We start from the raw sequence: 22956 nt of genomic DNA, 5'->3' as shown, positions 1-22956 counted from the left end.
GCGTCATTCGTAAGGCGATCAAGAACCGGAAGATTTTTCGGACTGATGAGTCAGTCATGAAGGTAATCTATCTGGCCATGGAAAAAGCTTCCGAGAAATGGACCATGCCGATCAGGAACTGGAAAGCAGCCATGAACCGGTTTGAAATTATGTTTCCTGACCGGTTCAAGGAGTAATAGTTTTGGTGGCGTTTACACAGAATTATTTACAGGCTCTCAGTAGACACCTCTCCCTTATGATGAACACTGATCATTGCCTCATCAAGGGATGGTAATTGATTTACCGGCAAACGGTAATTCGTCATAATTTCAGCAAGTAGCGAACGATAAGCCTGAACCATTGCATTCAGGCAGGCCTCACGGAATGCTGGTTTAGCAAGATCGTCTGCTTCCTCCCAGGCATCCAGCAACAAACGGGAGTGAAAGAGCATTTTATTGGTATATCCCTGCCAATTGTTTGTCATAACCGACTCCATCAATCTTCCGGGCACAACCTAGCGCTGCCAGGGCAAAAGTTAATAACAGCCATAATACAACAGGGCTTAATAGCCCTGTCTCATGAACCAAGAGTTTGAGATAAACTTAACTGGACTGGCGTTTTTTAGTCTGTTTTTCATTCCAGCTACCCTCATCATAGGTAGCACTCCAACCAGTTGCCTTACCATCCAGCTCTGACATAACGTATTGCTGCTTAGTCTTACGACTGTATCGAATAATTGCCGGATTCCCATCAGGATCCTGCCGGGGAGCATCCATCAGATAGCCATACTTAGGATCAATCATCGCCTGATGCGGCAATAATTCCGCCACCAGTGGAGCACGGGTTTCTCTATTCTTGGGAAATTGACTGGCCGCAAGGAACAACCCGGAAGCGCCATCCCTGAGTACATAATGATCATCAACTTTGACACACTTTAACTCGGGCATGGGTACTGGCTCCATTTTGGGTGGAGCTGGCTCACCACTTTTCAATAGCTTCCTGGTATTCTTACATTCACTGTTCGTACAGCCAAAATACTTACCAAAACGCCCCGTTTTCAACTGCATTTCACTACCGCACTTATCACATTCAAGTACGGGACCATCATATCCTTTTAGCTTGTAACTCCCCTGCTCCACTTCAAAGCCGGAGCAATCAGGGTTATTACCACAGACGTGTAACTTCCTATGCTCATCAATCAAGTAGCTTTCCATAGCGGTAGAGCACTTGGGGCAACGACGCATGGCTCGCAGGGCATTAACCTCCGCATACTCATCATCTGCGTCTTCCACCTCTTCACCAGGAACCAGGTTAATCGTCGTTTTGCAGCGTTCCTTCGGTGGCAACGAATAACCGGAGCAACCCAGAAACACCCCGGTAGAAGCAGTGCGGATCATCATTGGACGACTGCAGGTCGGACACTCAATATCAGTCAGGGAGGGTTCATTTGCACGCATCCCTCCTTCACTCTGTTCAGCCTGTGTCAACTGAAGGGTAAAGTCCGCATAAAAATCATCAAGAACCTGCTTCCAGTTTTTTTCACCTTCAGCAATATCATCCAGCTTCTCTTCCATTCTTGCTGTGAAGTGAAAATCCATGAGTTCATTAAAAGACTCATTCAGACGATCAGTCACAATGTCGCCCATTTTTTCAGCATAAAAACGGCGATTCTTCACTGAAACGTATCCACGATCCTGGATAGTAGAGATAATCGAAGCATAGGTTGATGGTCGGCCAATCCCCTGCTTCTCCAGCTCCTTTACCAGCGCCGCCTCACTGAAACGAGCGGGTGGTCGGGTGAATAGCTGCTTGGGACCCAGTTTTTCCAGCTTCAGAGCTATGCCTTTCTGAAGATCTGGCAGAATCACATCTTCACCTTTTCTGGCCAAAGGCTTTTGCACCCGGGTATAACCATCAAACTTCAATGTCCGCCCCTTGGCCTTGAGTTGATAGCCTTTAACATCGACGATCAGAGAAGTACTGAGGTACTCGGCGGGCATCATCTGACAGGCAACGAACTGACGCCAGATCAAGTCATACAAACGCTCTGCATCTCGCTCCATACCAGAGAGGGCATCAGGCTTCAACGTAACGCTGGATGGTCGTATTGCTTCGTGAGCTTCCTGGGCACCAGCCTTGCTGCTGTATATACTTGGCTGTTCCGGGCAGTATTGATCACCATATTGTTTGGTAATAAAAGAGCGAGCACTTTCTACAGCATCCTGACTCAGATTGGTGGAGTCTGTTCTCATATAGGTGATGTAACCAGCTTCATACAGACGCTGAGCCAACATCATGGTTTTCTTTACACTGAATCCAAGGCGCGTGCTTGCCGATTGCTGCAGTGTGGATGTGATAAAAGGTGCCGAAGGTTTGCTCTGAGTTGGCTTATCTTCACGACTGGTCAGGGAGTATTGCCCCTGCTGTAACTGAGTCAGAGCCTTATCCGTTTCAGCCTTACTTGTAGGCCTGAAATTGACACCGTTTTCTTTAACTACCTGAAAGCGAACCGCATCACTACCGGTAGCCAGGAGATCTGCATAGACTTCCCAGTATTCTTCAGGAATAAAGCTCCGAATTTCCCGCTCACGCTCAACCACCAGCTTAACAGCAACGGATTGAACACGCCCTGCAGAGAGTCCACGGGCAATCTTTGCCCAGAGCAGCGGGGAAACCATATAACCAACGACACGATCCAGAAACCGGCGAGCCTGCTGCGCATCGACTCGATCCAGATTCAACTGCCCGGGAGATTCAAACGCAGACTGAATAGCTTTCTTGGTAATTTCATTAAAGACAACACGACGATACCGGTCTGGGTTACCGCCAATGGCCTGCTGCAAATGCCAGGCAATAGCTTCTCCCTCACGATCCAAATCCGTTGCGAGATAGATGGTGTCAGCGCTTTCAGCCAGACGGGTCAGTTCGTCAACGACTTTTTCCTTTCCCGGCAGAACCTGATAATGCGCTTCCCAGCCATTATCAGGGTTGATACCCATACGTTCGATCAACTGCTCACGGGCTTTGATTTTTTTACGGCGCTCACGCTCCTCGGGTGAGAGCTTTTTGGACTCAGCAGCTGCCTTAGCCCTGGCCTTAGTATCCACGGCTTTTTTCGGCCCACCCGCCGTTGGCAAATCCCGGATATGACCCACACTGGATTTGACAACAAAGTCTTTGCCCAAATATTTGTTGATGGTTTTCGCCTTGGCTGGCGACTCCACAATAACTAGCGATTTACCCATGCTGCCTTACACGTCCTGTCATCTGTTCCAATGTTCTGGCTGGTCAGATCTGCGAGCAGATAAATCGCTCATCATACTGAATAATCAGACTTGCTGAAATAGAGCTTTATCGCCAGAACAAGAAAAGCCGGGATAGAAATTGCTTCAATATATAAGGCGAAGTCAATAATCGGTCAAGGAAAACCATCAACCTCTTTCCTGCAGAGGAGTGGGTTATTTTCCTGTATGATCCTGCGCAGAGCCTTATTTCTTGCACTTTCAAGCCACTATCCAACTCGAATACCCTGGTCACAATTTCATTCAGCCAACTCAACACTCAAACACCTGTAACAAAATAAACTGGCTGACTGACACGATACTCTATCGATGCGAACCATGATATTTTCATGGTAATCAGTAACGGCTGAAACCCTTAAACGCTTAACACGGTTTTGCCTGATAACTCAACAATAACTATCAATAAGCACACTTCACACTTGAAGATCTGTGGGATAATACAAACCTGAACCGGTCATTTTTGATTACTCAAACCATCAGTTATACCAATAAAACGCGCTTACAAAAAAGCCCGGAAAGAACCGGGCTACTGCTGGTTGTAGAGGGTGATTATAACAGACACTTTAAAGCGATGATCAAACCCTTTCAAAAACAGTGGTTATGCCTTGACCAAGGCCCACACACATCGTGGCCAACCCAAGAGTGCCACCATTTTGTTTCATAACATTCAGAAGCGTTCCTGAAATTCGTGCTCCTGAGCATCCAAAGGGGTGACCAAGTGCAATTGCGCCACCATTCAGATTAACCTTTTCGTCCATCTTATCCAGCAATTTAAGGTCTTTCAGGACAGGCAGTGCCTGAGCTGCAAAAGCCTCATTGAGCTCTACATGATCAATGTCATCAATAGTCAGCCCTACGCGCTTAAGTGCCTTCTTACTGCTTGGAACCGGACCATAACCCATGATGGAAGGGTCAACACCGGCAACAGCCATTGCCCTGACCACCGCCATTGGCTGCAAACCCAGGTCTTTAGCACGCTGGGCAGACATAACAATCATGCAGGAAGCGCCATCGGTAATCTGTGAGGACGTTCCTGCAGTCACAGTACCCTTTGGGTTAAATGCAGGTTTAAGCTGCGAGAGAGCCTCTACCGTCGTTTCAGGACGAATAGTTTCATCCTGAGCGAAAAGACAGAGATTTCCGTCTGCATCATGCCCCTGCATGGGAATAATTTCATCTTTAAAATGACCAGCCTCGGTTGCCGCCCAGGCCCGCTGATGGGAACGGGCACCAAATTCATCCTGCGCCTGACGACTGATACCGTGCATGGTACCCAGCATTTCAGCTGTCAACCCCATCATACCGGCAGCCTTGGCACCGTACTTGGACAACCTTGGGTTCGGATCAACGCCGTGCATCATGCCCACATGCCCCATGTGTTCTACACCACCGATCACAAAGACGTCACCGTTATTGGTCTGGATGGCCTGAACAGCTGTCTGCAGGGCACTCATGGAGGATCCACACAGACGGCTGACGGTCTGGGCACTGGAGGTATGAGGAATCGGTGTCATCAGCGACGCCATTCGGGCAATGTTCCAACCCTGCTCCAGAGTCTGGTTTACACATCCCCAAATAACATCTTCCACCTCAGCAGGGTTCACTTGAGGATTTCGATTCAGTACACCGGTGATCAACTCGGCAGACAGGGTGTCAGCACGCACATTACGGTACATGCCACCCTTGGAGCGCCCCATTGGGGTACGCCCGTAATCAACAATTACCGCATCTCTTGGATTCAGGCTCATGATATTCTCTCTTTTATATTCCCTGAAAATGGTTCAATAACTTAAGACTCACTCAGTTACTCAGAGAGCCATCAACCGTAGAAGGTCTTGCCTTCACGAGCCATTTCCCGAAGCTTGTCAGTAGGCGCATACAGTGGACTGATATGAGCATACTTATCTGCAAGCTCAACAAACGCTGCCACACCCAGGCTGTCAATATACTTCAGGGCACCACCGCGGAAGAGAGGGAAGCCAATACCCATAATCAGCGCCATATCCGCTTCAGCGACAGAATCAACAATACCATCTTCAAGTGTACGAACGGTTTCCATGCACAGTGGCACCATCATGCGGGCAATGATTTCCTCATCATCAAAGGTTTTTTGCTCCGCACAAACCTCATCCAGCAAACCATAGACAGCCTGATCAACCACCTTCTTCGGCTTACCTTTTTTATCCTGTTCGTACTGATAGAAACCGGCCCCGTTCTTCTGACCAAAGCGCTTGTTTTCAAACATCACATCAAGAGCGGTTTTGAAATCACGTTTCATACGATCCGGATATCCTTCAGACATAACGCCCTCGGCATGGATACCGGTATCAATACCCACCACATCCAGAAGATAGGCAGGCCCCATAGGCCAGCCGAAACGTTCCATAACCTTATCCACCTGCTGGAAGTCAGCACCATCACGAAGCAGGGCTGAGAAACCACCAAAGTATGGGAACAGTACGCGATTGACCATAAACCCAGGACAGTCATTAACCACCACCGGTGTTTTACCCATCTTACGGGCATACTCAACAACCGTTGCTACGGTTGCTTCGCTGGTCTTCTCGCCACGGATAACCTCAACCAACGGCATGGCATGAACAGGGTTAAAGAAGTGCATACCACAGAACTGTTCTGGACGCTTCAGGTCGCTGGCCAATTCAGTAATCGAAATGGTGGAAGTATTGGAAGTCAGAACAGCCTTCTCTGAAACCTGGCTTTCCACGTCTGCAAGTTCGGCTTTCTTGACCTTTGGGTTTTCAACAACGGCTTCAACAACAACATCAACGCCTTCAAAGTCACCATAGGACAGAGTAGGCACAATATTATTCAGCACACTTCCCATCTTGCCAGCATCCATCCGCCCCCGGGAAACCCGTTTGGAGAGCAGTTTGGTGGCTTCTGCAAGGCCAAGATCCAGTCCATCCTGATTGATGTCCTTCATCAGAATAGGCGTGCCTTTCAAGGCTGACTGATAGGCAATACCACCCCCCATAATACCCGCACCCAACACTGCTGCCTTGTTGGTTTCAGCAGCAATACTGGCAGACTCTTTGGCCTTTTTCTTAAGTTGCTGATCGTTCAGAAACAGGCCAACCAGGGCATCACACACTGAAGACTTGGCCAGCTTGATAAATCCTTTGGCTTCCGCTTCAAGAGCTTTATCACGCTCCATGAAAGCGTGCTTCTGAATCGCCTTGACCGATGCTATTGGTGCCAGCATATGAGGACCGGCCTGCTGTTTTACGACGGCAGACGTGGTCTCAAACACCATCATCGCTTCAACAGGTGGCAGTTTGAGCTTGCCTTTTTTCTCCTGCTTTCTGGACTGATAATCCAGTTCACCATTCATGCAGCGACGTACCAGGGCTACAGCAGACTCTTTCAATTTCTCAGGAGCAACCACCGCATCAACTGCACCAACTTTCAGGGCGGCATCAGGGCGATACTCTTTGCCACTGGCAATCCACTCAACGGCGTTATCCGCACCAATCACCCTCGGCAGCCTGACGGTGCCGCCCCAGCCCGGATAGATACCCAGTTTCACTTCCGGCAAGCCGACCTTGGCTTCGGTGGAAAGAACCCGGTAATCCGCACACAGGCAGATCTCAAAGCCTCCCCCCAGAGCAATGCCATTGACTGCCGCCACGGTTGGCATGTCAAGATCTTCAAAACCAGAAAATACCTTATTCACCGTCATCAGTTCAGCCAATAACGTTTCATCATCCTGCTTAAAGGTCTGGGTAAACTCATTGATATCAGCGCCAACGATGAATACATCCTTACCACTGGTGAGAATAAGACCATTGATATCGGTATCAGAACGGATGGCATCCAGTGCAGCGGCAAGATCCTCAATAGCAGAACGGCTGAACTTGTTGACACTTTCGCCGTCGAGATTGAACTGCAATTCGGCGATACCATCTTCCACAGGCAAAACCCTGAACGCCTTCCCCTGGTAGATCATGAACTTCTCCTTTCGGATTGAAGATAGATAGGCTAACAATGACGAAGCGATCTGCCAGCAATTAAACAGGCTGATCTTTTTTTACGTTAGCTATGGTAGCTATCTGATTATTATTGCTTTACTTCCTGACTTTACCCTGGCAGGTACCAAGTGCTTCCCAGCAAATTCATACGCTTGTTTGAATTTAGTGCCTACCTTCTGTGAAATGGTGTTTAAAGTCAAGTCTGAAAAAGTATGAAGATGCCACCTTTCCCCATACTTACACAAGAGTGATCACTGGCAAAATAACAACTTACGAATCTGGATCATTGTTTATGGTGAATTACCGGACAGACAGCGAAGAAAACCATGAATAAAAGCAAAATAGGCCTTACAATAGACATGCCATGACTTGAGAAGCGTTCATGTACACCATGAACCCCTCAATGTATTTTATTGATTTCATGAGGAATCGCGACAGCGGTCTGGCCATCCAGATGTTACAGGGCGGATCACTTTTTGCATCTATTGAAGAAGGAAGACAGCTTATGAGCCTCTACAAGCACGTTCTGGTTGCGATCGATTTGTCCGACGAAGCCGATGAGGTGCTCGAGAAAGCCAAATCCATTGCCGAAAAAAATCAGGCCAGACTGACCATGGTTCACGTTGTCGAACCACTCAGTGTCGCTTATGGCAGTGATATCCCTCTCGACCTCACCACCCTTCAGGATGAAATCACTGAGCAGGCAAGAGAGCGCATCGCCCGTCTGGCTGATTCAATCCAGTTGAAGAAAGGTGAACAACATGTCGTCTATGGGCGACCCGAGCGGGAAGTTCATCGAATTGCTGAGGAGTCAGACGTTGATCTGATTGTCGTTGGCAGCCATGGCCGTCACGGGCTGGCACTGATCCTCGGCTCCACTTCAACCAGCATTCTGCATGGTGCCAACTGTGATGTACTGGCTGTAAGAGTCGGCAAAAATAACAGCTAATCTCATTATGAAAGAAGAGCCACCCAAAAAAACTGTGGCTCTTCTTGATCCCTACATATTGTCCAGCTCTTCCCACCGTTCCATTTTCTGCTCTATCAACTCATTCAGCTCAGCCAATCGGCTCAGAACAGATTGAACTTCAGACTGATCTCCCTGATAGAAACTCGACTCAGCGGTTTGAGCTTCCAGCTCACCGAGCTCTTCTTCAAGCCCCTCAATCTCTCCGGGTAAAGCATCCAGCTCTCGCTGCAGTTTGTAACTGAGTTTCTTTTTCACCGGCTTGCTGGCGGCTTCAGCTTGACTTGGCGTCGCTGTGACCTTTTCCTCTTTTTTGGCAACCTGAGCTTCTGCCACCAAATTGGAAATTGAGCCTCCCTGGTGCAACCAGTCATCAAATCCACCAACGTACTCGCTGATATGGCCACCCGGCTCAAACACCAGGGTACTCGATACCACATTATCCAGGAATGTCCGGTCGTGGCTCACCAACAGAATGGTGCCAGTAAATTCCACCAGCAATGATTCCAGAAGTTCCAGTGTCTCAACATCCAGATCATTGGTAGGCTCATCCATCACCAGCAGGTTAGCCGGCTTGCTGAACAAGCGAGCCAGAAGGAGACGGTTTCTCTCGCCACCCGAAAGTGCCTTGACCGGAACACGACAGCGACCAGGGGGAAACAGGAAGTCTCCCAGGTAACCAATGACATGACGACTTGAGCCATTAATGGAGATACTTTCACGGCCTTCAGCTACGTTATCAATGACCGTTTTCTCAAGATCCAGCTGATTACGCAGCTGGTCAAAGTAAGCCACCTCAAGCTTGGTCCCCATTTTGACAGAACCCGATTCCGGCTGGAGATTACCCAAAAGAATACTTAGCAGCGTTGACTTCCCTGCCCCGTTAGCACCAATCAAGCCAATCTTGTCACCACGCATCAAGCGAAGATTGAAGTCTTTGATAACGGTATGCTGATCAAAGGACTGGGAAATATTTTTGGCCTCAAGAACCAGCTTTCCTGATGACTCTCCCTGCTCCAGTCCAAAACTGGCATTACCCTGAACTTCGCGACGCTGACGACGCTCATCCCTGAGTTTTTTCAGGTCACGAACGCGTCCTTCGTTCCGGGTACGGCGTGCTTTAATCCCCTGACGAATCCATGCCTCTTCCTGTGCCAGTTTTTTATCGAACAGGGCATTTTGCTCAGCCTCAACCTCAAGAGCATGAGCCTTGCGCTCCAGAAAGGTTTTATAGTCACATTCCCAGCTGGTTAGCTGACCACGGTCAAGTTCAATAATACGGGTCGCCAGCGACTGGAGAAATGAACGATCGTGGGTAATAAAAAGCAGGGCCCCGGAGAAATCCTTCAGTTGCTTCTCAAGCCAGTCTATAGCAATTATATCAAGGTGGTTAGTCGGCTCATCCAGCAACAGCAGATCAGGCTCTCCCACCAGTGCCCTGGCCAGTTCAACCCGCCGACGCCAGCCACCAGAAAGCTCTTTCATCTGTTTTTCAGCAGGAAGGCCCAGTTTCTGAATAACCGTATCCACCTTCTGACTAAGACTCCAGCCATCTACGGACTCAAGCTGCTGCTGGACTTTCTCCAATGCTTTCATATCAGCGTCAGTACTGATATTCATTGATAAGGTATGGTAGCGACTGATCAGTTCACCAACAGCCTCAAGGCCCGAGGCAACCACATCATAAACTTTCTTCTCATCCTGATCTGGAAGGTCCTGATTCAGAACCCCTATCTTCAGACCCGGTTTACGCCAAAGAGCTCCATCATCAGGCAGAATACTGCCAGACACCAGCTTCATCATGGTAGACTTGCCTGCGCCATTGCGGCCTAATAAACAGACCCTCTCACCTTTTCGAATCTGAAACTCGGCATGATCCAGCAGGGGTTGGTCGCCATAAGCCAGGCTGACCTTTTCGAATCTAAGTAACGGCATTATCCATCCAAGCGGTGAAGCCCTTTGCCAGCTATCAGCACCAGCAAAGGTTTCTCAACGGAAAGTGTTGAATAAAAACGAGCTAGAATAGCGCCAACCACCAGCAATGGGTAGAAGTATCACTGTTTTTTCAGGCAAATCGCTACGATCAAAGCCATCAACTGACAAAGCAACAAAGGTACAAAAGCCAGCTGATAGTCCTGAATGGATAAGGCACTTAAACCATCATGCCCAATACCTTCCAGAATAAACCCAATCAGCAACTGCATGACCGGACCGGCTAACAGCATGGAGCCATTGGTGACAGCCAGCAGGATTCCAACCCGCTCTGGAGGGCTGATACTTTTCACAACAGAGAATGCCAGCATATATCCACCACTGCTGATCCCTGCCATAAAACAGATCATTGCCAAAACAATCATGGAACATGGGCAGAAGATCAACAGGCTGAACAAAACAGGGGAAGCGATAGCACAGACCACCATCACTTTTCGTATGGACCCTGCCACACAGGCCAGCCAGCCCAGCAGAGGAGCGCCAATAGCAGCACCGATAAAAATCAGCGCAACCATATCAGCAACGGCTTCCTGCTCCCCAGGGAACCGCTGATAAAAGAAAGGGATTCCCCATAGGCCACCAAAACTGGTGATAACAGCAAAAAGGCCAAAGCCATACAGACAGCAAAGGGTTAATGTGACGCGATCCAATGGAAGCTTATTGTTCACGTTGATCTCTGAGCCACTACCACAGGTCACTTCATGCAACTTGGCATCACTGACAGATACGGGCGGAGTGCTTTTAACAAAGATGGCAATCATGCCTGCAAGTACAACACCAAAAATTGCCGCAGCCTGCATTGCACCCTGCCATCCATAAGCCTCCATGATATTTGGCAGTATCAGTGGACCAAGCCCTCCTCCAGCCAAAGCAAAAGCTTCTATTGCACCCGCCAGTGTTGGAAAATAGCGCTCTGGAAACCAGCGACTGGCCAGGGTCATACACACTACAATCACTGGTGAAGTTACTACCCCCATAAACGCCCGGGACGCACTTGCTGACAGCATGCTTCCAGAAACACTGAACCAGTAACAGCCAACAGCCATCAACACACTGCAAACCACCAGTAATAGCCGGGCATTGCAGCGATCCGCCAGATAGCCTCCCGGCACTTGAAAAAGCAGATAAAAACAGAGAAAACTGCTCGTTAACCAGCCTATATCCGCAACATCAAGGTCGAATGCAGACATCAGCTGAGGAACCATGACGGATGGTGCCCCCTGAAGCAAAAATTGATAAGAGCAGAATAATGCTGCTATTGAGCAGATGAAAATGCCTCTGAGGCTTATAGAACTTGTCGCCACCGTACTTACTCCCTAACTATCCCTACACCCTTTCCCTGTATGAAGCGCCAGCAACATGGGGTCTGAGCAGGATTAGATTAGATGACAAATAAAAAGTTCATTAAAAAATCAACAGAGCACATTTGTATTTGAAGGTATCCACCACAGGTAAACCAGAGAGGCAGACTTATAGCCTGAAAATACGGGAAAAATGGTATTTTCCCGCAATCTTGGAGAACGTGTTGAATTTCTGAAAGTAAACGACTGTTCTTAAGCAGACCCATAACGCTTAAGACTAAGGTATAAAACGCTCAATGACCCTGCCCACTCCTGGAGCGAGAATATCCATCTCCAGAACCAGAGCCATTCCTGTTTGGAAGGAAGGACCTACCTTAGGGGTGCCATCGCATAGTAAACCGGTAAGGTAGCCGACCATGGGCATATGGCTGGCTAATAGTACTACACCGGAATCCGGGAGAGCATCGAGCACCTTTGCCGGATTACCATCCGGTTCCAGCTCATCCAGCGTTTCAACCGTGAGCCCAAACGCTTCTGCAGCGATGCGCCCCGTTTGCTGAGCCCGGAGATACGGACTCGCAAAAATAAAATCCACCCTTTGGCCAGCCAGTAAAGCTACAGTATTACTCACCTCACGAACACCCTGCTCGGTAAGGCTCCTCTCCTTATCTGAAGGAGCAGACCATGATGCCTGGCCATGGCGCATAATGATGAGTTTCATGACTTAATCGTTATCCGACCCATTCAGTTCTTTTTCACCATAGCCTGACGCACTGTCTCTGCCAGAGGTGGGCCAGTCCGAGAAAGGGTATGGCTTGACATCCGAGTTATAAGTCAGAAATCCAGCAATCTGGTAGATATACTGATTCACACCCGCACTGAATTTCAACAGACGGTCATTTGGCTCGCTCATGATGAACCCGTTAACCGCCTGAACAATCGCAATCAGCATCACCAGAAAAGCAGCAAGGTAAGCTGCCACACCAAAAACCACCATAAAAATCAGTCTCAACCAACGAGACTCTGACTTCAGGTTATTAACCACCTTCTCATCCATTACGCTTCTCTCCATATTTTCTTGACCAAAGTTATCTTAATAGAGTCCAGCTATTGCCTGGACATAAACTCCACATCCGTTTTCTGTTCCCGAAGCATCATTCCCTTAACAAGAGTACCAATGGCATTGCCCTCAAAAATTATGCTGTACAGACCATCCACCAGAGGCATATACACCCCAAGTTCATCGGCCTTTTGTTTTACCTGTTTAAGAGTGTTCACCCCTTCCGCAACCTGCCCCAGTCGCGACTCTGCTTCATCGAGTGAACAGCCTTCTCCAAGAGCATAGCCAACCCGGAAATTTCGACTCAGATCAGAAGTGCAAGTAGCAACAAGATCACCAACCCCGGCCAAACCCAGAAATGTCATCGGGTTAGCGCCAAGCGTGACAGCAAAACGACTCATTTCTGCCAGACTCCGGGTAATCAGCATACTCTGGGTATTCTCCCCCATACCCAGAGCCGCACCAATACCAGAGACAATGGCATAAATATTCTTCAAAGCACCTGCCAGCTCGACACCATAAACATCAGTGTTGGAATACACCCTGAAGTAATCACAATGCAAAACAGACTGTACAATCTGACAAAGGTCACCATCATTACTGGCAATAACCGTTGCCGTCAGAGCCTTTGCAACGATCTCGCGAGCCAGATTGGGCCCACTCAGAACACCAATGCGGGCGTTTTCAAGCTCTTCCATCAGAATCTGACTCATCAGGTCAAACGTAACTGGCTCAATACCTTTCGTCGTACTGATTACTATCTTGCCGGAAAGCAGTCCATTGGTTTTTCTGACCACCTCCCTGAAAGACTTGCTGGGAATAGCGATAAAAACGATATCTGCATCAGCGACTACCGCTGACAGGTCAGTGCTTGCGCTCACTGAGGGATGAATCTTGAACTCAGGAAGATATCTGGCATTCACATGGTCATCATTAATACTCCTGACCTGCTCTGAATCTCTCATCCAGAGTTTCACTCTGTGGCCATTGGTTGCGGAGATATCAGCCAGAGCCGTTCCAAAACTGCCACCGCCAAGAACAGCAATTGTATATTCATTAGCACCGCCATTTGCTTCGGTACCATGTGGCCTGTCTGTCATATAGTTAATCCCGGATTACACACTGAAAAGCTGTATCAAAATCTCTGAAGATCAGCTTTATTAGGAAAGCTTTATTTAATCACACTAGTGGATAGGGTTGCATAGAAGAGACCGGGCAAAAACTGAATTTTTCCAATTTACAGTAGGCTAACTTTAATTTGAACCATAGTACAAAGCTAGCAAACCATTCCTGACTGTATTACCTTTACTTGCCATGTAACTATATTTGCCTTCGCAGGCTCTTTAGCATCTGCAGGCATTTTGCAAATTACGCCAGTTATGCAAATGCCTGATGCTTATCGGATCTCTGGTAATAAAAAGCTACGAAACTTATCATTGGCCACTGTTTCAGCGGTTCAGTGTTGTCTTTTTGTTACAAAGAGCCCAACAGCACTATGACAGATAAAAAGCAATGGTATAGTTCAACTCCGGAACGATAGTAATGCATTTTGCAAGACTGTTAGGATTAATCGGGGCCAGTGGCCCCTGATGTGAATGCCGTATCGGCAGGGAAGTCCCGATCAGCGTATCGGCTCCCGGGTGTCATCACTGGCCTGATGCCATGCAGGTGCTGGACCTTCCAGGAACCAACAAACTAATGAAGCAACCATTTAAATCTGATCTTAGACAAGAAACCTTCAGCAAAGAAGATTTGTTACGCTGTTCACAGGGCGAGCTCTTTGGTGCTGGTAATGCTCAGCTGCCAGCCCCGAATATGTTGATGCTTGATCGCATCGTTCGTATTTCTGAAGAAGGTGGCGCCTATGGAAAAGGCGAGATCATCGCAGAGCTGGATATCAACCCAGACCTCTGGTTCTTCTCCTGCCACTTCCCGGGAGACCCTGTCATGCCAGGATGTCTCGGACTTGACGCCATGTGGCAGCTGGTTGGCTTCTACCTCGGCTGGATGGGCAACCCTGGCCGGGGACGTGCCCTTGGCAGTGGCGATGTAAAATTTACCGGCCAGATTCTGCCCACTAACAAAAAAGTAACATACCGTATTGATATTAAACGTATCATCGCACGCAAACTGGTTCTGGGTATCGCTGATGGATCAGTCAGTGTAGATGGTCGGGAAATTTACACAGCGGAAGGGCTTCGAGTAGGTCTTTTCCAGAACACTGACTCTTTCTGATTCTCTTGTTCCCTCTTGTCAGCTGGATGAGAGGGATAGCTGGAATCTGACTCTGGTTTTTTTTCTGACTTAAACAGGCTATTCAGGTTGACATCAATGAAACGTGTTGTAGTTACAGGGATTGGAATCACATCCTGCCTGGGCATCACCCAGGATGAGGTAGCCGAGAGCCTTAAACTTGGGCGCTCCGGTATTCGCTTCAACGAAAGCTATAAGGAGCATGGCTTCCGAAGCCAGGTATCCGGTACAGTAGACATCAATTTCGAACAGTTTATTGACCGTAAAACCCTGCGCTTCATGGGCAACGCCGCTGCATATGCCTACATTGCCATGAAACAGGCCATTGAAGATGCCGGCCTGACTGAAGATCAGGTTTCCAACCCTCGCACTGGACTGATTGCCGCTTCTGGCGGAGCTTCATCAGAGAATATTGTCGACTCTGCTGACATCATGAGAGAAAAAGGTGTCAAGCGCGTTGGCCCATACCGTGTCACCCGCACCATGGGCAGCACCGTTTCAGCCTGCCTTGCTACCCCTTTTAAAATCAAGGGTGTTAACTACTCAATTACCTCTGCCTGTGCAACCAGCGCACACTGTATCGGTAATGCCATTGAACAGATCCAGCTGGGCAAGCAGGACATCGTCTTTGCCGGTGGTGGTGAAGAAGAGCACTGGACACAAACCGGTCTGTTTGATGCCATGGGTGCACTGAGCACCAAGTACAATGAAACACCTCTGCAGGCTTCTCGCGCCTATGATGCCGATCGTGATGGCTTTGTTATCGCCGGTGGTGGTGGCATGATCGTTGTTGAAGAGCTTGAGCACGCTAAAGCCCGTGGCGCCAAAATTTATGCTGAAATCACTGGCTACGGTGCCACTTCCGATGGCTATGACATGGTCGCTCCTTCAGGTGAAGGCGCTGCACGCTGCATGCGTATGGCCATGGAAACGATTAAAGCCCCTATCGATTACATCAATACTCACGGCACCAGTACACCGGTCGGTGATGTGGCTGAGTTGAAAGCGCTTGTTGAAGTATTTGGTGATAAGATGCCAGTCATCAGCTCCACCAAATCACTTTCCGGCCACTCTCTGGGAGCCGCAGGCGTTCAGGAAGCCATTTATTGTCTGCTGATGATGAAACATAACTTCATCACTGCCTCAGCAAACGTACAAAAGCTGGATGAAGCGGCAACAAACCTGCCAATCCTGGTCGGCGAAGCTCGTGAACAAACCCTGAACCGGGTAATGTCCAACAGTTTTGGTTTTGGTGGTACGAATGCCTGCCTGGTATTCGAGCGTTATCAGTAATAATTGGGTATTTAGCAATAAAAAGCCGGCACTCATGTCGGCTTTTTATTTTTACCTGCAATATAGAGAATCACGTTGCCGTAATCGCTCTGAGGTACCCAAGGGCATTTCTGGTAAGAACGTATTGATGTACTTCCGCCCTGGTGGGCCTATCCTCTGGTCGCTTCCATTGAGTCAATATACCTTCAAGAGCAACTCTCTGTGGGTGAAGCTTAAACATCTGCTTTACAAACATCATACCAGTATTTAAGTCTGCACTGACCTTTGCCTTTTCAGCACCTGAACACCTAATTGCTGCTGGCGATACTGTCTGTAAAAGCCGGTAGTGCTCTTCAGCCCTTCTAAGCATTATTAAACCCCTTAAAAGGAAGTCGTGGGTATTATTATCAAGTAATAACTTATCTGGAAAATGGAAGCCATCCCTCAAATAGGTTTTATCTCTCAGGGAGAAATATAACTTCTGCATAGAATGTAAATTCAGTAGCGCCTCGCCATAGAGTGTAACAACGGGTAGTTTCATTTTTTCAGCACCACTTCGATAATCTATTTTTTCAATAATCCTGATACCAGTATTTTTCTTCTGAACCTCCCCGAGCAAATCAAACAAATAGACTTGCAGGGACATTTGCAATCCAGCCTCAATGCTACCAATTTTAATCAAATAAGCATCCGGTATTTTCACGTCACAAGAGCCGGACCTTTTCAGAGTCTGAACACCAAGATCAACACCGTATTTTTTATTGATATCTGCAAGAAAAAGGTCAAAGTGAGACAATAGTAAAGCAATCGATACATCATCCTGACAGACCAGCTGCAATGGATAATCCCCTGAAAATACCCCTGCCACACTGTGCGCAGAACCTCCGTAAAGAGCAAGATCATCACTACAAGACATATTTGCAGCGTCTATAGAACGATACATGGCCTGCTTCAAAATTTTTTCAAACCGACATACAGGGGCTGCAGCATTTACTTTCCTTACATTCACGATAGGCTTTGTATTTTCTGACACATCAACGACAACGGTAGGAATTTCAGCATCGGTAGTAGCTATACGGCTTTCCTCAACTACATCAACTGCAACAGCACCTTCAACACTCTGCTCTGCCACATGCGATTGAGTCTTAGCAGGAGGTTCGCTGGTAAGCAGTGCCTCTAAATAAGAATGCGTGATAGGTCTGTCAAAACTGCCAAAAATAAAACCGCCGGTATTCAAATCCAGATCAATATCAAATTCATTATGCCTAAGCTCACTCGCAGCAGGTTCATCAAATGAGCCAAAAGTTATCTGAAATTTATTTTCATCCGGAGCAAGGCTTAAGAAGTCATCCTTACTCTTTTTTCGTGCAGGCAGTTTTTTTACTTCCAACTCACAAGATTCACCAGCAATAGGAGCAATTACCATTTTGTCTTTATTTTGAGCAATATCAAACGTGGAAGGAGTCTGTTTTCCTACCTCTTCCGACGGAAAGGCCTGCATACTGGTATCAGCCAAACGATCATGCACAAAGTATCCAAGTGCTTTTTTGAGGTAGTTATCAGGTAGTTGGTCAAGCACAGAAATAACTTTGTCTTTTGTGTATTTTTCCCCTTTAATATTCCAGCCTTGTAAACAGCAGTCGGTAAGAAAAACAATGAGTAACCGAAGAGACTTATTTCTTTTTGGCAAACGACAGATATCGTCAAAAATAGCATTACAGAGCTCGTCACTGTAGGCAAATCTTAAGTACGCTATATTACTGACAACCTTCATATGCTGGTCATCAGAAGCCTCTGTTAGAGAGTCAGTAAGCCCATGAACCTTACGCTCTATCTCTCTGAATTTTTGTATTGAAAAATCTGTATCATCCGTTGATGTTTCAGGATAAAGCACAAACAAACGATCCAGAGCAAAAGCCAGCTGAAGCGATGTAGTATTCTGTCCACACTTTTCAAAATGCTCAAAAACCACTTGCTCATCAGGAACGCCTTCACTACCACATAAAGGAATCGAACGTCTGACCAGGTCCGCATAAAACTTCGCTACCTCCAGACCAGAATTTGTTCCTACCTGTTTGAACAGACTTATTACATCCGCAGGGCTAACCCGACCATCATTTAAACTTCGCCCAGCAAGGCATAACTGTTTAAGAAAGTGCGCTTTGGCATAATTACCTTCTTTTGAGTCAGGAAACGCAGCCAGAACCTCCTCAGGACGTTCCAAAAACCCTTTAAAATATGCATCAGCCATAAACCGTGATTTACACATTCTCCCTTCATAAGAAGAGGGAAACTCCCGCATTACTCTCCTCGGACAGATAAATTCATCCTTGCCAATTTTTAACCCTTGCAAGCAAGCATCCGCCAAAAATCGTGCTCTTGGAACTTTGGCAACAATTGCGTCTACATCCTTAAAATAACTTAAAGCCTGTTGAACAAGGATCACTCGATCTTGAAATAAAATACCCTGGACACAAGCTTTGGAAATAAATATTGCCTTTTCCAGGTCAGCACCCTGCTGTTCATATTCTTCAAACACTTGATCAGCAGTAATTCCCTGCATACCATTAAGGCAAAGTCTTTCCCTGAAACGAGTCCGACCTAACCTGCCATCAGAGTTATCAGGAAAAGAATTCGTCACGTCCAGAATCCTGACTGCCCCCTTTTTAAAACAACAGCCATTTCTCAGTGTAACTTCTTCCGAGAACGCCCCCCCCATCATAAATACCTGAGCCAGAAAGATCCCCATATCCAACCGAGCATTACCTTGATCGAACTCAGATACAATCTGATGCAGCTCCAACGACACATCAACAGCCTTCTGTCGCAAATAAAGCTCTGATTTGAAACGCGCACAAGATGCGATACCTTTCAAATTCTTTGGAAACATATTTACGATTTCACTTGCCGTGACTACTCGATCTGAAGGCAGCGTATCTTTAATAAAGCAATCAGCAAAAAACGCAGCCTTGGACAAGCTATCCTCAGAATCCTCCCACATTTGCTGCTCAAATTGTTGAGGAATCGGATATCCAGCTTGATGAGCTTTATGACAAAGGTTTAGCTTTCCTTTTTCACCCTCTTCTGTAGAAGGAAACGAATTAAGCACATCCTCCAGAGTCAACTCCCTTGTACCGAATGGAATCTTGTTAAAAAAATGATGTTCCAAAAAAAGAGCTTTATCAAAACCTTTATCCTTAGCCTTACCTGAGTAATATCTCTGAAGAGATTGAATCTCTTTTTCAGGAAGTTTTCCCTTAATCCAAACATCAAGTAAAAACCTGTACTTATTTTCCAACCCCACTTTATCATCAGGAAACGATTCCATAACATGAGACAATGAGTTCTGTTTATTCTCGCCCTTCTCAGTAAATGCTCTGGCTCTGAATCTGGCTATCTCTAATGAAGATTTTGAGCCTGCTTTTTTATATTCATCCAATACTTGTTTTGGAGAAACTGTTTTTCCGAACAATTTTTGCAAATCATCCCGAAAGTAAAGATCCTCAAGCAAGCGTCCTCTTCCCAGACAACCATCCAGAATAGATACAGGATATAAATTGTATATTTCAATTGGATTCGGTGGCTTACCATTTGGAAAAGTAGCTCCCGCCACAAGAGCCTCATGAAGTATCCGTGCTGTTTGCAAGTCCCCTTGAATACCTTCTAAGAAACATTTTCGTAATATATCGAAGTCACACAATCTTGAGTTCACAAGAAGGCCTTCTTTTATCGCACTCCTGATAAAATATGCCTTACCTTGATAACCCTTTTCTGTTGCTGGATATTCAGATATAACCCTGGACAGTGATAAACGCTGTCCATCAATCTCGAGTGATTTCATAAAAATCGTACAAAGAAAACCCGCTCTTCCCAGCCCCCCCCTATCATCTGGAGGGAAACTGCGGTACACAGCCAGGGATGAAAGAAGCTTACCGGCAACGGGTATTTTTCGATGAAAACATTTCTCAAGCAGGTGTGCTTTTGCCAGAGAACCGTCAGCAGTATCAGGAAAGGTTTCTATAATCCGATCAATATCTGGAGAATAATTATCACCTTCCCAAATATCAATCATCTTAAAAAAAACCTCCTGCATGAGAAATGCCTTAGCAACGCCCCCCCTATGAGTATTAGGGTAAATTTCTACTACTTCTTCCAGATGGATTCGATCAGAACCGAACATCATTCCACGACGATATAGCTCCATCTTGAAATTAGCCTCAAACATTGACACATCTTCACGTGACTGGCTTCCTTGTTTATATAATCGACATGCTGTCACTGGGTTTAGTGTTTCTGAGATTACTTTTCTCTCTTTCAAGCAGTAATCCCTTATAAAAAGAGCCTTTTTAACAAGCCCTTTCGTGCTTGATGGAAAAAGAGAGATCAGCTCATTTAAATTAACCTTTGCTCTTTCAGTAGATGATTTTGATTTCAGAAGAACTTCTGACATAAAGTGGGCACAGCCAAGGCAACACTCAGGCTCTCCCTTTGATGTTGTAATTGCTTGCTGAAAGGCTTGTTGAACTTGTTCAAAGGATACTTTCTGTCCTCTGACCTTAATTCCTTTTTCATAAAGCTCTTCTAGAAAACAGGCTTTTTGAAGCTTACCCTTATAATCCTTCTCTCTGTGATCAGCCTCATCAAAGAGATCAATCATTTTCTCCAGTCTCAGCTCTCGCCTCCCTGTATTTCTAACCCCTAGCCGGTAGAGATCCCACATAAACCGACCTTCATTCAATTTTGAATAACGAGAGTACTCATCAATAACTTGATCAGCTGTAGGAGGGCTGTGTGAAGAACCATAAGGCTTTTTATTCCAATAGTATTCTTCAAGCTGTTTACCAATATTCTTTGAATAAAAACCTGATGCATTACTGTGATCAGGGACTGTTTTCCTTGTCACAACACTTGAACGAGTGCTTTTTCCATAGTGAGGTTTACCCTTCAACCCTTGAGTCCATCGACTATCACACTTCTTTCTATCGGTCTCATTCAACTTAGATACAGAGGCATTACCTCTAACAGCACTTGCATCCATAAAACAATCCAAAATATATCGAATAGGAAGAATTATTTGTATTTAATAATAATGATCAAGAAAGCATAGCCCTAAAGATTGATATATTACACAGGGAATAACATTGAGAAAAAAAACTTTCTAAAAATTATAATCTACACCTACCCACTAACACCCTACGATTTTCAGGTTTAGATAAATCAGAACCAAAAATAATTCACCTGTCTACACCAATACCTACTTCTGAATAAATCGTGACTCTCCCCTCCTGCAAGTGAATTTCCGAAGCAAGAAACACTTAAATATAGGTTTTAACCGAAACCAGCAGTTCAATAGAAAAAAAACCGTCTAATATACCATAAATCAAAAAATAATCATTGTGATCTGAATCAAAACACGAAAAGCACAAAATCTGTACAGTCCGCGACAACTGATTAATTAATGACCGGATAACACCACATGTCACAAACCTTTACTCAATCCATTGCTGTAAATGATGCCTCGACGGGCGGTTGGGAGAAACGTGATACTGAATGGATGCTGACACTGTTTGGCACTGCAATTGGTGCCGGTGTTCTATTTTTACCTATTAACGCAGGTCTAGGCGGTATCTGGCCCCTGATCCTGATGACTGTCCTTATTGGCCCGATGACATTTCTGGCTCATCGCGGTCTCAATCGCCTGTGCCTGTCCTCCAAAAACCCACAGGCCGATATTACCGAAACCGTTACCGAGCATTTTGGTCAAAGGGCTGGTAGCCTGATCACTCTGGGCTACTTTGCTTCCATCTACCCTATCCTTCTGATCTATGGCATTGGTATTACCAACACCGTCAGCTCACTGATGATTAATCAGCTGGGGATGGAAGAACCAAACCGCGCAATCCTGAGCTTTGTTCTTGTGGCTGCCATGGTGAGCGTTATGGTCGCCGGTCAAAAGACCGTACTGAAAGTCACCAATGCCATTGTATACCCACTGATCGCTGTACTTTTTGGTACCTCTCTGTACCTGATCCCCCTGTGGAATACTGCCCAGTTTGAAGCCTCAGTTTCTGCTGGCGACTTTTTGAAAACTGTTTTTCTGACCATTCCGGTTCTGGTATTTGCATTCAATCACTCACCAGCTGTCTCTTCTTTTGCATCAACCTATCGTAAGGAGCTGGGAAACAATGCGGAACATCAGACCAGCAAGACACTGAAGCGCACCACCATGATGCTGGTTGGTTTCACCATGTTCTTTGTTTACAGCTGTGTTCTGACTCTGTCTCCGGCAGAGCTTCTGCAAGCGAAGGCTGCCAACCTGCCGATTCTATCCATTTTTGCCGAGCGCACTGACAACCAGATTTTTGCCTGGCTGGCCCAGGTGGTAGCGATTGTTGCCATCTCTTCATCCTTCTTTGGTCACTACATGGGAACCCGTGAAGGGCTGCAGGGCATGATCGTTAATCGTGCAAAAGCACAGGGCAAACAGGTAAACATGAAAGCCATCGATAAAGGCATTATCGTCTTTATCACCCTGTCAGTGTGGGCTGTTGCTTATGCCAATGTCAGTGTAATGGGTATGATCGAATCATTGGTTGCCCCAATCCTGGCGATGATCCTGTTCATCCTGCCGGTATACGCGACCCATAAAGTGCCTGCAATGGCCAAATACCGCTCAAAAGCCAACATCTTCACCGTTGTGATGGGCTTGATTGCTATTACTGGCTTCATTACTTCCCAGCTGATCTGATCCACTACCGGGGCTCTGGCTGCCCCGGAACAATCACAATCATCATTCGGAAAACCGGGAGAGCGGATAGCTCTCCCGTAATACCAGTCCAGA

Annotated in this window: 14 protein-coding genes and 1 pseudogene; 5 read left to right on the top strand and 10 right to left on the bottom strand. The window is 46.6% G+C overall.

Annotated elements, in window-relative coordinates:
* Nucleotides 1–176, top strand: a pseudogene (locus AK963_RS35185) (IS256 family transposase); the annotation flags it as partial.
* A 29-nt stretch (nucleotides 177–205) separates the two neighbouring features.
* Here the strand turns inward: AK963_RS35185 and AK963_RS07930 are convergent.
* From AK963_RS07930 to fadB, 4 genes are all read right to left on the bottom strand, one after another.
* Nucleotides 206–463: a DUF6586 family protein gene (locus AK963_RS07930; RefSeq protein WP_139117306.1), complete on the bottom strand. Its 258-nt coding sequence runs from the start codon at nucleotides 461–463 to the stop codon at nucleotides 206–208.
* A 118-nt stretch (nucleotides 464–581) separates the two neighbouring features.
* Nucleotides 582–3224: a type I DNA topoisomerase gene (gene topA, locus AK963_RS07925; protein ID WP_066014912.1), complete on the bottom strand. Its 2643-nt coding sequence runs from the start codon at nucleotides 3222–3224 to the stop codon at nucleotides 582–584.
* A gap of 632 nt (nucleotides 3225–3856) precedes the next feature.
* Nucleotides 3857–5029 (bottom strand): acetyl-CoA C-acyltransferase FadA, encoded by a 1173-nt coding sequence (gene fadA, locus AK963_RS07920; protein ID WP_066014911.1) that lies wholly within the window; start codon nucleotides 5027–5029, stop codon nucleotides 3857–3859.
* A gap of 71 nt (nucleotides 5030–5100) precedes the next feature.
* Nucleotides 5101–7248 (bottom strand): fatty acid oxidation complex subunit alpha FadB, encoded by a 2148-nt coding sequence (fadB, locus tag AK963_RS07915; protein WP_066014910.1) that lies wholly within the window; start codon nucleotides 7246–7248, stop codon nucleotides 5101–5103.
* Between the two features lie 527 nt (nucleotides 7249–7775).
* Between fadB and AK963_RS07910 the strand changes: the two genes are divergently transcribed.
* Nucleotides 7776–8219 (top strand): universal stress protein, encoded by a 444-nt coding sequence (locus tag AK963_RS07910; RefSeq protein ID WP_066014915.1) that lies wholly within the window; start codon nucleotides 7776–7778, stop codon nucleotides 8217–8219.
* A 51-nt stretch (nucleotides 8220–8270) separates the two neighbouring features.
* On the opposite strand, the gene uup is transcribed toward AK963_RS07910, so the two are convergent.
* The 5 genes from uup to AK963_RS07885 all read right to left on the bottom strand — a co-directional run bounded on the left by uup (nucleotide 8271) and on the right by AK963_RS07885 (nucleotide 13690).
* The gene (gene uup, locus AK963_RS07905) at nucleotides 8271–10172 is read right to left on the bottom strand and encodes an ATP-binding cassette ATPase Uup (protein WP_066014909.1); all 1902 of its coding nucleotides are present in this window, start codon (nucleotides 10170–10172) and stop codon (nucleotides 8271–8273) included.
* 119 nt (nucleotides 10173–10291) lie between these two features.
* The gene (locus AK963_RS07900) at nucleotides 10292–11533 is read right to left on the bottom strand and encodes an MFS transporter (RefSeq protein ID WP_274520502.1); all 1242 of its coding nucleotides are present in this window, start codon (nucleotides 11531–11533) and stop codon (nucleotides 10292–10294) included.
* Between the two features lie 274 nt (nucleotides 11534–11807).
* The gene (gene sixA / locus AK963_RS07895) at nucleotides 11808–12251 is read right to left on the bottom strand and encodes a phosphohistidine phosphatase SixA (RefSeq protein WP_066014907.1); all 444 of its coding nucleotides are present in this window, start codon (nucleotides 12249–12251) and stop codon (nucleotides 11808–11810) included.
* 3 nt (nucleotides 12252–12254) lie between these two features.
* Complete coding sequence (locus AK963_RS07890; RefSeq protein WP_066014906.1) at nucleotides 12255–12587, bottom strand: DUF4389 domain-containing protein; 333 nt, start codon at nucleotides 12585–12587, stop codon at nucleotides 12255–12257.
* Nucleotides 12588–12637: 50 nt separating this feature from the next.
* Nucleotides 12638–13690: an NAD(P)H-dependent glycerol-3-phosphate dehydrogenase gene (locus AK963_RS07885; protein WP_066014905.1), complete on the bottom strand. Its 1053-nt coding sequence runs from the start codon at nucleotides 13688–13690 to the stop codon at nucleotides 12638–12640.
* A 598-nt stretch (nucleotides 13691–14288) separates the two neighbouring features.
* Here AK963_RS07885 and fabA point away from each other — a divergent pair.
* A complete protein-coding gene (fabA, locus tag AK963_RS07880) occupies nucleotides 14289–14825 on the top strand; it encodes a 3-hydroxyacyl-[acyl-carrier-protein] dehydratase FabA (protein ID WP_066014914.1) in 537 nt (178 codons plus the stop codon).
* A 96-nt stretch (nucleotides 14826–14921) separates the two neighbouring features.
* The gene (gene fabB, locus AK963_RS07875; protein WP_066014904.1) at nucleotides 14922–16136 is read left to right on the top strand and encodes a beta-ketoacyl-ACP synthase I; all 1215 of its coding nucleotides are present in this window, start codon (nucleotides 14922–14924) and stop codon (nucleotides 16134–16136) included.
* Between the two features lie 70 nt (nucleotides 16137–16206).
* Here the strand turns inward: fabB and AK963_RS07870 are convergent, their stop codons facing one another.
* Nucleotides 16207–21153: a hypothetical protein gene (locus AK963_RS07870; protein WP_139117305.1), complete on the bottom strand. Its 4947-nt coding sequence runs from the start codon at nucleotides 21151–21153 to the stop codon at nucleotides 16207–16209.
* Between the two features lie 438 nt (nucleotides 21154–21591).
* Here AK963_RS07870 and AK963_RS07865 point away from each other — a divergent pair, with 438 nt between their 5' ends.
* Nucleotides 21592–22863, top strand: coding sequence for an SLC5/6 family protein (locus tag AK963_RS07865; protein WP_066014902.1), 1272 nt, complete (start codon nucleotides 21592–21594; stop codon nucleotides 22861–22863).
* Nucleotides 22864–22956: the final 93 nt, after the last annotated feature.

It is taken from the genome of Endozoicomonas atrinae, assembly GCF_001647025.1.
GTDB classification, from domain to species: domain Bacteria; phylum Pseudomonadota; class Gammaproteobacteria; order Pseudomonadales; family Endozoicomonadaceae; genus Endozoicomonas; species Endozoicomonas atrinae.
The sequence above is the reverse complement of the archived record's forward strand: the minus strand, read 5'-3'. Positions and strand labels throughout refer to the sequence as shown.

Bases quoted from the DNA above. Each gene is read 5' to 3' on its own strand.
- AK963_RS07910 (WP_066014915.1), top strand. From the start codon at position 7,776: ATGAGCCTCTACAAGCACGTTCTGGTTGCGATCGATTTGTCCGACGAA.
- AK963_RS07865 (WP_066014902.1), top strand. From the start codon at position 21,592: ATGTCACAAACCTTTACTCAATCCATTGCTGTAAATGATGCCTCGACG.
- AK963_RS07885 (WP_066014905.1), bottom strand. From the start codon at position 13,690: ATGACAGACAGGCCACATGGTACCGAAGCAAATGGCGGTGCTAATGAA.
- fabA (WP_066014914.1), top strand. From the start codon at position 14,289: ATGAAGCAACCATTTAAATCTGATCTTAGACAAGAAACCTTCAGCAAA.
- AK963_RS07870 (WP_139117305.1), bottom strand. From the start codon at position 21,153: ATGGATGCAAGTGCTGTTAGAGGTAATGCCTCTGTATCTAAGTTGAAT.
- AK963_RS07890 (WP_066014906.1), bottom strand. From the start codon at position 12,587: ATGGATGAGAAGGTGGTTAATAACCTGAAGTCAGAGTCTCGTTGGTTG.
- uup (WP_066014909.1), bottom strand. From the start codon at position 10,172: ATGCCGTTACTTAGATTCGAAAAGGTCAGCCTGGCTTATGGCGACCAA.
- AK963_RS07930 (WP_139117306.1), bottom strand. From the start codon at position 463: ATGACAAACAATTGGCAGGGATATACCAATAAAATGCTCTTTCACTCC.
- fadA (WP_066014911.1), bottom strand. From the start codon at position 5,029: ATGAGCCTGAATCCAAGAGATGCGGTAATTGTTGATTACGGGCGTACC.
- topA (WP_066014912.1), bottom strand. From the start codon at position 3,224: ATGGGTAAATCGCTAGTTATTGTGGAGTCGCCAGCCAAGGCGAAAACC.
- fabB (WP_066014904.1), top strand. From the start codon at position 14,922: ATGAAACGTGTTGTAGTTACAGGGATTGGAATCACATCCTGCCTGGGC.
- fadB (WP_066014910.1), bottom strand. From the start codon at position 7,248: ATGATCTACCAGGGGAAGGCGTTCAGGGTTTTGCCTGTGGAAGATGGT.
- sixA (WP_066014907.1), bottom strand. From the start codon at position 12,251: ATGAAACTCATCATTATGCGCCATGGCCAGGCATCATGGTCTGCTCCT.